At 62.8% G+C, this 11,461-nt stretch carries 8 protein-coding genes, 1 tRNA gene and 1 pseudogene; 7 read left to right on the top strand and 3 right to left on the bottom strand.

Annotated features, from left to right (window positions below; all coding sequences use genetic code 11):
- Positions 1–26 precede the first annotated feature (26 nt).
- Positions 27–102 (top strand) — tRNA-Thr (locus D6Z43_RS15010).
- Between the two features lie 87 nt (positions 103–189).
- On the opposite strand, the gene D6Z43_RS15005 is transcribed toward D6Z43_RS15010, so the two are convergent.
- A complete protein-coding gene (locus D6Z43_RS15005; protein ID WP_120652956.1) occupies positions 190–417 on the bottom strand; it encodes a hypothetical protein in 228 nt (75 codons plus the stop codon).
- Positions 418–798: 381 nt separating this feature from the next.
- Entirely contained in the window at positions 799–1,647 is an 849-nt protein-coding gene (gene nadC / locus D6Z43_RS14995; protein WP_120652954.1) for a carboxylating nicotinate-nucleotide diphosphorylase, read from the bottom strand.
- Between the two features lie 316 nt (positions 1,648–1,963).
- Here nadC and D6Z43_RS14990 point away from each other — a divergent pair, with 316 nt between their 5' ends.
- From D6Z43_RS14990 to D6Z43_RS28785, 5 genes and pseudogenes are all read left to right on the top strand, one after another.
- Positions 1,964–4,240: a DUF1631 domain-containing protein gene (locus tag D6Z43_RS14990; protein ID WP_120652953.1), complete on the top strand. Its 2,277-nt coding sequence runs from the start codon at positions 1,964–1,966 to the stop codon at positions 4,238–4,240.
- A gap of 329 nt (positions 4,241–4,569) precedes the next feature.
- Complete coding sequence (ampD, locus tag D6Z43_RS14985; protein WP_120652952.1) at positions 4,570–5,118, top strand: 1,6-anhydro-N-acetylmuramyl-L-alanine amidase AmpD; 549 nt, start codon at positions 4,570–4,572, stop codon at positions 5,116–5,118.
- A 15-nt stretch (positions 5,119–5,133) separates the two neighbouring features.
- Positions 5,134–5,970, top strand: coding sequence for a regulatory signaling modulator protein AmpE (ampE, locus tag D6Z43_RS14980; protein ID WP_120652951.1), 837 nt, complete (start codon positions 5,134–5,136; stop codon positions 5,968–5,970).
- A gap of 283 nt (positions 5,971–6,253) precedes the next feature.
- Positions 6,254–7,393 (top strand): annotated as a pseudogene (locus D6Z43_RS28790) (HAMP domain-containing protein); the annotation flags it as partial.
- 144 nt (positions 7,394–7,537) lie between these two features.
- Positions 7,538–8,251 carry a methyl-accepting chemotaxis protein gene (locus D6Z43_RS28785; protein ID WP_371924421.1) on the top strand — a complete coding sequence of 238 codons (714 nt, stop codon included), beginning with the start codon at positions 7,538–7,540 and terminating at the stop codon, positions 8,249–8,251.
- A 131-nt stretch (positions 8,252–8,382) separates the two neighbouring features.
- Here the strand turns inward: D6Z43_RS28785 and D6Z43_RS14970 are convergent, their stop codons facing one another.
- Positions 8,383–9,165: a TatD family hydrolase gene (locus D6Z43_RS14970; protein WP_120652949.1), complete on the bottom strand. Its 783-nt coding sequence runs from the start codon at positions 9,163–9,165 to the stop codon at positions 8,383–8,385.
- 229 nt (positions 9,166–9,394) lie between these two features.
- Between D6Z43_RS14970 and D6Z43_RS28565 the strand changes: the two genes are divergently transcribed.
- On the top strand, positions 9,395–11,398 hold the full coding sequence (locus D6Z43_RS28565) for an aminotransferase class I/II-fold pyridoxal phosphate-dependent enzyme (RefSeq protein WP_120652948.1): 2,004 nt from the start codon (positions 9,395–9,397) through the stop codon (positions 11,396–11,398).
- Positions 11,399–11,461: the final 63 nt, after the last annotated feature.

Raw genomic sequence — 11,461 nt, 5'->3', positions numbered from 1 at the left:
TAGTTGGTTGCTAACTTACGCCCCGCGCCGGTGTAGCTCAGTCGGTAGAGCAGCTCATTCGTAATGAGAAGGTCGGGGGTTCGATTCCTCTTACCGGCACCATGATCCAAGCAAAAAGCCCCGCAGGTTCTGCGGGGCTTTTTGTTTTTCGGGGTTCGGCTTGCTTCGTGGCGGCGGGGCGCTCGCTTCTCAGTCTTTTCTGTCCACCTTTTCCGCAACGTTGTACAGGTCCATGGCCGAGCACTTCATCAGGTCCGAGATGGTCTTGACGGCGTGGTGCAGGCCTTTCAGGTCGTTGTCGCTCAGGTGGTGTTCGAGGCCGTCGCAGCCCAGCAAGTCGGCGATGGTGTTGAGGGCGTAGCTGGCCGTCAGGAGGCGGTCGCCCTGGAGGTCGGCAATGCGGGCGACGTTGTTCATAGCCCACCTCCGGCGCTTCTCAGGTCCGGGGTAATGCTGGCTGCCTGGGGGGCCTGCATTCCTTGCAGGTATGCGGTTGTGCATGGTCAAAGCTCCTTCTGCTTGGGAGCTGCCACGAATCGTCGCCAAACGAATGGGTGGCAGCTGTGCGCAGGTTGGCGAACCGGTGCAAAAGGAACCTGGCAGACCTTTCGGTCTCCCGCGCACAGCCGCCGTGACGCGACGTTGCCGGCACAAAAAAGCGCCGGCAATCGGATGGTCAGCGCTTGTGCGCCTTTTGCGTTTCGGGTCGCCAAACCCGGTCCTGGAATTTGCCAGGACGGCCGCACCACAGCTTTGCCCGGGGCGCATGGCAACACCCGGGGCTCGGCGAGGTGGGATTTAGAGGCTTAGCCGCATCGACAGGTCGATGGCCTTGATGTCTTTGGTCAGCGTGCCGATGGAGATGTAGTCGACGCCCGTTTCGGCAATGGTGCGCAGGGTGGTTTCGTTGACGCCGCCAGAGGCTTCGAGCTTGGCGCGGCCGGCGGTGAGGGTGACGGCGGTGCGCATGTCGTCGAGGCTGAGTTCGTCGAGCATGATGATGTCGGCACCAGCATCCAATGCCTGCTGGAGTTCTTCCAGGCTTTCCACTTCGACTTCCACGGGCTTGCCGGGGGCGATGCGGTGGGCTGCTTCGATGGCCTGGGCGATGCCGCCGGAGGCTGCGATGTGGTTTTCCTTGATGAGGAAGGCGTCGTACAGGCCGATGCGGTGGTTGTGGCCGCCGCCGCAGGTCACGGCGTACTTCTGCGCCAGGCGCAGGCCGGGCAGTGTCTTGCGGGTGTCGAGGAGCTTCACCTGGGTGTCTTTCACCAGCTCCACATAGTGGCCAACGCGGGTGGCGACAGCTGACAGGCACTGGAGGAAGTTGAGGGCGCTGCGCTCGCCGCTGAGCAGGGCGCGGGCCGGGCCTTCCAGATGGAAGAGCGCCTGGTTGGCTTCGGCGCGTTGGCCGTCCTGCACCCGCCATTCGACTTTCACGCGCGGGTCGATCTGGCGGAACACTTCGTCTACCCAGGCGGTGCCGCTGATGATGGCGGTTTCGCGGGTGATTACGGTGGCGCGGGCCTGGCGCTCCTCAGGGATGAGCTGGGCGGTAATGTCGCCGCTGCCGATGTCTTCCTTGAGGGCCGTGCGTACGTTGGCCTCGATTTCAGCGGTGAGGTCAGCGAGTAGAAGGTTGGGCATGGTGGGCTCCGCAGGCAGGATGGCGGCGATTATAAAGGCTGCCGACGACCGGCGCAGTGCTGATCAACAACCGGCTCGCGCTTTCTGCTAGACAGTCAGGAGGACATGCTGTGCGCTTGTCGGTCGGTGTTCCTGCATCTGTGACTTGATTCATGTCTGTAGGAAATCTCCGCTTGGTTGTCACAGCATCATCCATATAATGACATCGGAAATTTCTATTTTTGACGCCAGTTGCTTGACGTTATGGATGACTCCCCATGTTCGAATCGTGGTCCGATAGGCCCTGTGGATGGGCTCGGCCTGCGGGAGGCTTGTGATGCAGACCGACGCTAAGGTGGTGCCGCTGAACAAGGGGGCCACCCAGCAATCGCCAACCTCGCCGGTAGGAAGGCTGCCCGTGGCCTTGATCCAGGTGCGCGACAAAGTGGCATTGCAGCTGAAGCAGGCGCTTCAGGTGCTGTTCGACAATGCGGACGACACCCTCTTCGAGATGGCGGACCGTGCCACCAGCAACGCCGAGCAAAATGCCTTCTTCGAGGCGATGCGCGACCTGCGGCTCAAGCGCAAGAGCATCGAGCGGACCTTCCTAGAGAAGGTCTTCGAGTCATTCTCGTCCCTCAGCCAGTACGAAATAGGCAAGGCAGCGCAACTGGGCGCGGTGTCTTTCGACAGCCTGTCGCTGGTGCAGAACGATGAACTCGAGGAGGCCGTGGCGCTGGATGCCATGGTCGCCAAGGTGATGGCCCGCGATGGCATTGCCCTGGGCCATCTCACTACCCGTCTCAACACGCTCGTCAGCAAGAAGGTCGAGGACAAGTCCAACCCATTGGGCCCGCGCCTGCTGTGCGAGGTTTTCCTCGACGCATGCCGCAGTCTTGGCGTCGAGATCAAGGTCAAGCTGATCATCCTCAAGCTGTTCGAGAAATACGTACTCACCGAGCTGGACCAGATCTATGCCGAAGCCAACCAGCAGTTGGTGGCGGCCGGTGTGCTGCCGGACCTGCGTTCGGCTCCAGCGCGGCGTCAGCCGGAGCGTTCTGCGACCGGCGCACCGTCGGCCCAGCCTGGCGCTGCGACCGGGGGCGCTGGCCAGGTGCATGAGGAGAGTGTTCAAGAAGTCTTCAGTGTTCTCCAGGACCTGCTGTCCCAGGTTCGCGGTACTGCGCTGCCTGTCCGCCAGCATCCTGCCGATGCAGTGCCGGTCAGTAGTGTCGACCTGATGCGACTGCTGTCCCACCTGCAGCAGCACCTGCCACAGCAGCACAGCGATGAGTACGACCTGCGCGTGAGCCTCGACCAGTTGCTGACCCGCGCCAGCGCCCGCAGTGGCCGTGCACGGGTAGTGGGGCAGGTGGACGATGACGTCATCAACCTGGTTTCCATGCTCTTCGAGTTCATTCTCGACGACCGCACCCTGCCGGATTCGCTCAAGGCCCTTATCGGCCGGATGCAGATTCCCATGCTCAAGGTCGCCCTGCTGGACAAGACCTTCTTCAGCCGTGGCAGCCATCCCGCGCGTCGCCTGCTCAACGAAATCGCCTCTGCTGCCCTGGGTTGGGTGGACCAGGACGATGCCCAGCGCGACAACCTCTACCAGCGTATCGAGCAGGTGGTGCAACGCCTGCTGAATGACTTCGTCGATGATCCGGCGATCTTCTCCGAGCTACTGGCCGAATTCCTTTCCTACACCGGTGACGAGCGCCGTCGCAGCGAACTGCTGGAGCAGCGCACCCGCGACGCCGAAGAAGGTCGCGCCAAGGCGGAGCTGGCTCGTCGGCGAGTTGAGGAGGCACTCAATCAGCGCCTTCTGGGTCGCACCTTGCCGGAAGTGGTCGTGCGCCTGCTGCAGGAAGCCTGGAGCAAGGTCATGCTGTTGAGCTGCCTCAAGCACGGCGTGGAGTCGTCTGAATGGCAGGCCAGCCAGCAGACCATGGACGACCTGATCTGGAGCGTGGAGCCCCACGAGGCGCCCGAGGCGCGTGCCCGCCTGCTGGAACTGGTGCCGGGTCTGCTCAAGGCCCTGCGCGAAGGACTGGCCAGCGCTGCGTTCGATCCCTTCTCCACCAGTGAATTCTTCAGCCAGCTGGAGGCCTTGCACGTCCAGGCCTTCCAGCGTTTCCGCAAGCCCGAGCCGGTGGAAGTGGTTGCCGACGACGGACTGGAGTCGCCGCCCCTGCTGCTCGACCTGCCGGATGAGGATGAATCGGAAGATGAGTCTGCACCGGCCATGGTCGCCGTTGTCGAGGAAATCGTCCTGGCCGCACCTGGTGAAACCCCAGTTCAGGAGCCCGAGGTCAGCCTGGCGGATGACGACGAGGCCCTTGGTTTCGTCGACAACCTGCGGGTCGGCAGTTGGGTCGAATTCCAGGAAGACGAAGAGCACAAGCTGCGTTGCAAGCTGGCAGCGCTGATCAAGCCCACCGGTAAGTACATCTTCGTCAACCGCACCGGCATGAAAGTGCTGGAGAAGACCCGCATGGGCCTGGCCGTGGAGTTCCGCCGCAATGCGATCCGCCTGCTGGACGATGCCCTGCTGTTCGACCGCGCGCTGGAATCGGTGATCGGCAACCTCCGGCGGCTCAAGGGCGCCTAGGGTGCGCAGTGCGCACCAGGCTGATCCGGGTGGGCGCTGTTCTGTGGGGGGCGATTTCAATCGCTATGTCTGCGTCAGCTGTCGCGAACGATTTACCCTCCGGCCAAGCGCCTTGTAGGAGCTGGCTTGCCAGCGAAACGGGGCCATTCGCTGGCAAGCCAGCTCCTACGGGCAATACAACTGCCTGCAACACCTAATGCAGACACAAGGTGCCGCATCGTCAGGCGCAACCAGGGGGAGGCCCTGAGCCGAGCAGCACGCCGCGGTTTCCGCCTCTCGCTAAAATGGCTCCGCTGCGCCTAAAGTGGGCAGAAGACCAAGGAGCCGACATGCAGCTGGACCTCGCTTCCGGTTGGTGCCAGGGCATCAGCCACTGCCCATCACCCAACTTCAACTGTCGCCCGCAGCGGGAGGTGTCCCTGCTGGTGATTCACAACATCAGCCTGCCACCCGCGCAGTTCGGCACGGGGAAGGTGCAGGAGTTCTTCCAGAATCGCCTTGATCCCGCCGAGCATCCCTATTTCGAGGGCATTCGCGATCTCAAGGTGTCCGCGCATTTCCTGATCGAGCGGGATGGCGCCGTCACCCAGTTCGTTTCCTGCAATGAGCGTGCGTGGCACGCAGGCATTTCCCTGTTCGATGGGCGGGACAACTGCAACGATTTCTCCCTGGGAATAGAACTGGAAGGCACCGATGATCTGCCGTTCACGGAACCTCAGTACGCTGCGCTGATCGCATTGGTGGAGCAGTTACGGCTGGCATTCCCGGCCATCACGCCGGAGCGGATCTGCGGCCACAGCGATATCGCCCCGGGGCGCAAGACCGATCCGGGGCCGGCATTCGATTGGGATCGCCTGCGGGCTGCCTTGAAACCTTAGGAAGAGGAGGAACCCATGTATTTTCTGGTGTTGTTGCTGGTGCTCTGGATCGAGAAGTTCTCCGCCTGGCGTCGGCATATCCAGCAAGACGGCTTCTGGCTACGCGAACTGGCCAAGGCAGAGACCAATCCGCGTCTGAGCGAGCGCCCTTGGGCGATTCTGGCGCTACTGGTATTGCCTCCCTTGGTGTTGCTGGCACTCCTGCTTCTGGTCTTGGAGCCAGTAGCCTACGGCTGGCTGGCGTTGCCGGTGCACCTGCTGGTGATCATCTACAGCCTTGGGCGCGGAGACGTCCTGGCCGACCTCGGCCCCTTCCGCGATGCCTGGCGGCGTGGTGATACCCAGGCTGCCTATCACGTCGCCGAACGCGACCTCGGCCTGGAGGCGGAGGAGGGCGGCGATCTGTTGCAACAGGTGCAGGGTTACCAGCTCTGGCAAGCCTATGAGGGCTTCTTTGCTGTGATCTTCTGGTATGCGCTGTTGGGGCCCGTGGCGGCCCTGGCCTACCGGCTGTTCGCGCTGGCGGCCGAGAATGCGGCGGCACCCGCACTGCAAGAGCGCGCGGAATCGATCCGCCATGCCTTCGACTGGTTGCCCGTGCGGGTGCTGGCAGCGAGTTTCTCGCTGGTCGGCAATTTCGTCGGAGTCAGCAGGGTGCTGCTGCATGAGTTGCTGAACTGGGACATTTCGGCGCGCCAGTACATCGATCTGGCCGGTCGCGCTGCCGCCGAACTGCCGGAGCCCGTCAGTGGCGATGCCGGTGTGGCAACCCTGGACGCTCTTTGGCAACTCCTGGTTCGCGCCGCTGTGCTCTGGTACGCCGGCTTCGCTGTGTGGGCTCTGTTGTTCTGATCCCAGCTCCATCGCCTGCCCGACGCAACCGTCGGGCAGGTCCCGCCCTGCTTAACCTTTAGTTACAGAAACTCCTGCCGATATCGGGTACACAGATGAGCGCGCCAGAATTTTCTGACACAGCTCACAGAAGCGGCTGATTGAAATCCGACGGCCGCCTTGCGGAGGGGAGAAGCTGCAAGGCTCTGGCCGAGCGCTGTCAGGTATTCGGAACGCGCCCATAACAATAAATGAGAACAGGAGACGTCTCGTGAAGACCCTGTTGTATCCTGCCATCGCCCTGATGAACCGACTCAGCTTCGGCATGAAGTTCAGTCTGATCAGTGTTCTGTTCTTCCTGCCGATGTTGATCACCAATTTCTATCTGGTGCGCGACTCCTACCGCCAGTTCGTCAGTACCCGCTCTGAGCTGCAGAGCCTGGACCTGCTGGGTGCCAGCCTGAACGTACGGCGCAATCTCGAAAGCCTCAACGACCTGGTCCTGATCAACTCGATGATCGGCCAGTCGGGTCAGGCCGGTGACCTGGAAAAGCGCATTTCCAGTCTCGAACAGGAGGTGCTCGCGACCCTGCAAGGACTCGCGCCGGTGGCTTCCGAGCCTGAGCAGGTAGAGGCCTTCAATACCAAGCGCGACGAGTTGATTGCCGCCCTGCAGGCCGCCAAGGGCGAGACGTCGCTGCAGAGCAAGAGCGCGATGATCGAGAAGCTGCTGGGCAACTCCCAGGTCTTCATGAAATTCGTCTCCGGCCAGGCCGGGCTCAGCCAGGACGACCAGGCTGACGTTCGCCAGATCACCGAACTGATTACCACCACCACGCCGCAAGTCACCATGGCGCTTGGCAAAGGGCGCGCCATTGGCGCCTATTCCCTTGGCCAGGGCTTCCTCAACTCCGCAGCCAGCACGAAGCTGGACGACCTGCTGCTGGACCTGGACAAGCTCAACGCCGAGTATGGCCTGAAGATCGCCGACGCCCTCGACGGCAGCCCGCGCGCGCACCAGGCGCTGGACGCCCTGACCGCCGCGAGCCGTGACACCATCAAGCAGAACGCCACATTGTTCGAGGACAAGGTCATCATGGCCGATACCCTCGACACGCCGTGGCAGCAGTTCTACGACCAGGTCAGTGCCTCACTGGAGAAGACTTACCAGCTCAACGACGGCTCCCTGGGCTTCCTCAAGGCTGAGCTGGAAAGCCGGCTGGCCGGCAAGCGCGTGCAGACCGTGCTGCTGGTGGTGGCGCTGTTGGTGGTGTTCCTCGCCATCGTTTACCTCTACAGCGGCTTCTACGTGTCCACGCGCACAACGCTGAAGAGCTTGGGCAAGGTGATGGATCAGGTTGCCGGCGGCGATATGACCGTGAGCTTCCGGGCTGAAAGCCGTGATGAATTGGGTGAGCTGGGCCAGGTATTTAACGGCACCGTGGCGAAGATCCATGACCTGATCGAACTGGTTGGCCACACCGTGTCTGAAGTGGAGCGCCAGGCTGGCCGCGTGGAGCAGGTTTCGGGTGAAAGCAACATCGCCGTTGCCGGGCAGCGCAGCCAGATCGAACAGGTGGCCACGGCCATGAATCAGATGTCCGCCACCGCACAGGAAGTGGCACGCAGCGCCGCCGCGGCAGTGGACAGCGCCCAGAGCGTCAACCAGGAAACCGTCAGTGGCCGCGCCCTGGTGGAGTCCCAGCTGGGCAGCATCGAGAAACTGGCCAGCGAGATCGACCAGTCGGTGAATGTGATCAACCAGCTGGCTGCGGACAGCGCCTCAATCAGCCGCGTGCTGGAGGTGATCAAGGGCATTGCCGAGCAGACCAACCTGCTGGCCCTGAACGCTGCCATCGAAGCGGCGCGTGCCGGTGAGCAGGGGCGCGGCTTCGCCGTGGTGGCGGACGAGGTACGTACGCTGGCCAAGCGTACCCAGCAGTCCACCGAAGAAATCGAGCAGATGATCGTCAAGCTGCAAGGCGGTGTCGGCGCCGCAGTCAAGGCGATGAATGTCAGCCATCAGATGGCCGACGGCACCGTCAACCAGTCCGGCAAGGTGCAGGCGGCCCTGGAGAACATCCTCGGTGCTGTAGGCATGATCGTCGACCAGAACCAGCAGATCGCCGCTGCCGCTGAACAGCAGACCGCGGTGGCCCACGATATCGACCAGAACATCGTGGAGATCAATCACGCTGGCGAGCGCACCGCCGAAGGGGCGAACCAGACCGAGAAGGCTAGCCGCGAGCTGTCCGGGCAGGTTGCGCAGCTCAAGCAGCTGATTGGTGCGTTCCGGGTCTGAGTGAGATACCGACGGTTCTGTTGCAGGAGCGACTTCAGTCGCGATTGCGGAACAAGACGAGGGCAGCTGCGCTGCCCTTCGCGAATGAATTCGCTCCTACAGGAGCAGAATCGCGCTTCTGTCAGCACATCTCATATCGACTCCCAGCCAAACACTTCACAGGTATTCCGCGTGCTGGCTTCGGCCAGCTCGTCGGGCGTAACACCGCGAATCTCCGCCAGGGCTACGCAGATGTCTGGCAGGAACTCCGGACTGTTGCGGCCGTAAGGGTGCATGGCGGGGGCCATGTCCGGCGAGTCGGTTTCCAGCACGATGTCTTCCAGTGGCAGCTGTGCCACGACCTTGCGCAGGCGGTTGGCCTGGGGCCAGGTGGGGGCGCCACCGAGACCCAGGCGGAAGCCCAGTTTGCGGTACTCCTTCGCTTCCTCGAGGCTGCCGGCGAAGGCGTGGACGATGCCGGGGCGCTTGAGGCGAAAGCGTTTCAGCGTTGCGATCACCGCCGCATGGCTGCGCCTTACGTGCAGCAGTGGCGGTAGCTCGAATTCCGCCGCCAACGCCAGCTGCGCCTCGAACAGACGCTGCTGGGCATCGCGGTCCAGCTCGGTGACGAAGTAATCCAGACCGATTTCCCCCACTGCGCAGAGCTTGGGATCGTCCGCATGGCGTTCCAGCCACTCACGCAGTTCCAGCACGTGCTCGTCCCGGTGCTGCGCCAGGTAGATCGGATGCAGGCCGAGGGCGGTGTAGAAATCATCTCCCGCGTGGGCCATGTCCCAGACTCGACGCCAGTTCTCACGGAATACGCCGAGCAGTACCTGGCGTCGCACACCCAGAGAGCGGCAGCGCGCCAGTACCTCGTCGCGGTCGGCGTCGAAGTCGGGGAAGTCCAGGTGGTTGTGGGTATCGATCAGCATGGCGCCAGCATATACCGCTCTTTCCCGGTCCGACACGCCCATTTCCGGGGCGTTCGGGCGGCTTTTTTCGGTGCATCCGCTCTGCCCCGGGGCATCGCCAAGGGCTGGGAAAACAAGGCTGAAAACGCTATTGAACACTCGTTCATGCTGGGCTATGGTTGGGCCCACTCGCCGGTTCGCCGATGCAGTCCCGTGACCCGGATTCCACCCTTAGCAATGGGGCCCGAACATGCGTTTCGCTTCGCTTGTGGAGAGAATGGCAGGGCCAGGCACCGCCGCCTGGGATATTCACTACGCGGCCATCGCCGCTCAACGTGCAGGCGAGGACGTCATCGTTCTCAGCATTGGCGACCCGGATTTCGCCACGCCAGAACCCATCACTACAGCTGCCATCCAGGCCTTGCAGGCCGGTGACACCCATTACTGTGACGTCGCCGGCCGCCCCGAGCTGCGCCAGGCCATCGCCGATCTGCACGGTCGCCTGACCGGCCGACCGGTGTCGGCAGACAGCGCGATCCTCGTGGCCGGCGCACAGAACGGACTCTATGCCGCGGCCATGTGCCTGCTGGAAGCCGGTGATGAAGTCATCGTCTTCGATCCGGTCTACGTCACCTACGAAGCTACGTTGAAGGCTACCGGGGCTACCCTGGTGCGGGTCCCGTGTCCGGCGGAGGGTGGTTTCCGGCCTGACCTCGACGCCTTGCGCTCAGCCATGAGTGAACGTACCCGCGCGATCTTCTTCGCCAACCCCAACAATCCGACCGGCGTGGTGCTCAATACCGAGGAAATGCAGGCTATCGCCGAACTGGCGCAGCAGCATGACCTGTGGGTCGTTGTGGATGAGGTCTACGAGAGCCTGGCCTTCGAACAGCCGCACCAATACTTCGCCACTTTGCCGGGCATGCACGAGCGCACCGTGAGCATCGGCAGCCTGTCCAAATCCCACGCCATGACCGGCTGGCGTACCGGCTGGGTGGTCGCTGCCCCCGAGTTGGTGGCGCACATCGAGAACCTGGCGCTGAACGTGCTGTATGGGCTTCCTGGCTTCGTGCAGGAGGCGGCGTTGACCGCCGTGCGCGCCTACGACCAGGTGACTGGGGAAATGCGCGAGCTCTATCGGCGTCGTCGCGACCTGGTGGTCGATGCGTTGCAGCAATGCGCGCCGCTCAAGGTGCTGAAGCCCGAAGCGGGCATGTTCGTCCTGCTCGATGTTCGCGGCAGTGGCCTCAGTTCCCTGGACTTTGCCTGGAGACTGTTCCGCGAAACCGGCGTCTCGGTTCTGGACGCTGCGGCCTTCGGTCCATCCGCCGCCGGCTTCGTGCGACTGTCCTATAGCCTGGGTGAAGCCCAGCTAGCCGATGCGTGCGCACGCATCCGCCGCTTTGCCTCCACCCTGGGGACTGGTTCGATCATCGAGGTGCGCTCGGCCGCTTCTGTCGATATCCAGTCTGCGAAAGTGGAGCGGCCAAAAATGGTGGAGGTGGATTCGATCCACAAGCGCTTTGGCCAGTTCGAGGTGCTCAAGGGCGTTTCGCTGACCGCCCGGGAGGGCGGCGTGGTGTCCCTGATTGGCGCCAGCGGCTCGGGCAAGAGCACCTTGCTGCGCTGCATCAACATGCTGGAAATTCCCAACCAGGGGACTGTTACGGTAGATGGCGAGAGTATTCGTCTCACTACCAGTCGAATCGGCGAACCGATGGTGGCAGACCAGAAGCAACTGACCCGGATTCGCTCCCGCCTCGGCATGGTGTTCCAGAGCTTCAACCTCTGGCCCCACCGCACTGTGCTGGAGAACCTGATCGAAGCGCCTATCCAGGTGCTGCGGGAAAGCCGCGCCGAAGCCATCGAGCGGGCCGAGGCACTGCTGGAGCGGGTGGGGCTCGCCGCCAAGCGCCACGAGTATCCATCTTTCCTGTCCGGTGGCCAGCAGCAGCGTGTGGCGATTGCCCGTGCGCTGGCGGTTGAACCCAAGGTCATGCTGTTCGACGAGCCCACTTCGGCGCTGGACCCGGAACTGGTGGGTGAAGTGCTGCGGGTGATCCGTTCTCTGGCGGAAGAGGGTCGCACCATGATCCTGGTGACCCACGAAATGGCCTTCGCTCGTGACGTTTCCAGCCACGTCGCCTTCCTCCACCAGGGGCGTATCGAAGAGGAAGGGTCTCCGCAGGAGGTTTTCCTGAGACCGCGCAGCGAGCGCTGCCGACAGTTCGTCACAGCCCACCAGAATCGCTGATTCCGGCCGCCGGGCGCGGCCAGCTCGACAAGCTCTAACCACAACAACATCAAGCAGGGCAGA

The sequence above is a fragment of the Pseudomonas sp. DY-1 genome, assembly GCF_003626975.1.
GTDB lineage: Bacteria > Pseudomonadota > Gammaproteobacteria > Pseudomonadales > Pseudomonadaceae > Metapseudomonas.
Note: the sequence above shows the minus strand (reverse complement) of the source record. Positions and strands in the feature narration are given on the sequence as shown.

What these genes read in the sequence shown, in the direction of transcription:
- D6Z43_RS15005 (WP_120652956.1), bottom strand. Translation starts at nt 417, where the DNA reads ATGAACAACGTCGCCCGCATTGCCGACCTCCAGGGCGACCGCCTCCTG.
- nadC (WP_120652954.1), bottom strand. Translation starts at nt 1,647, where the DNA reads ATGCCCAACCTTCTACTCGCTGACCTCACCGCTGAAATCGAGGCCAAC.
- D6Z43_RS14970 (WP_120652949.1), bottom strand. Translation starts at nt 9,165, where the DNA reads ATGCTGATCGATACCCACAACCACCTGGACTTCCCCGACTTCGACGCC.
- ampD (WP_120652952.1), top strand. Translation starts at nt 4,570, where the DNA reads ATGCAGCTGGACCTCGCTTCCGGTTGGTGCCAGGGCATCAGCCACTGC.
- D6Z43_RS14990 (WP_120652953.1), top strand. Translation starts at nt 1,964, where the DNA reads ATGCAGACCGACGCTAAGGTGGTGCCGCTGAACAAGGGGGCCACCCAG.
- ampE (WP_120652951.1), top strand. Translation starts at nt 5,134, where the DNA reads ATGTATTTTCTGGTGTTGTTGCTGGTGCTCTGGATCGAGAAGTTCTCC.
- D6Z43_RS28565 (WP_120652948.1), top strand. Translation starts at nt 9,395, where the DNA reads ATGCGTTTCGCTTCGCTTGTGGAGAGAATGGCAGGGCCAGGCACCGCC.
- D6Z43_RS28785 (WP_371924421.1), top strand. Translation starts at nt 7,538, where the DNA reads ATGAATCAGATGTCCGCCACCGCACAGGAAGTGGCACGCAGCGCCGCC.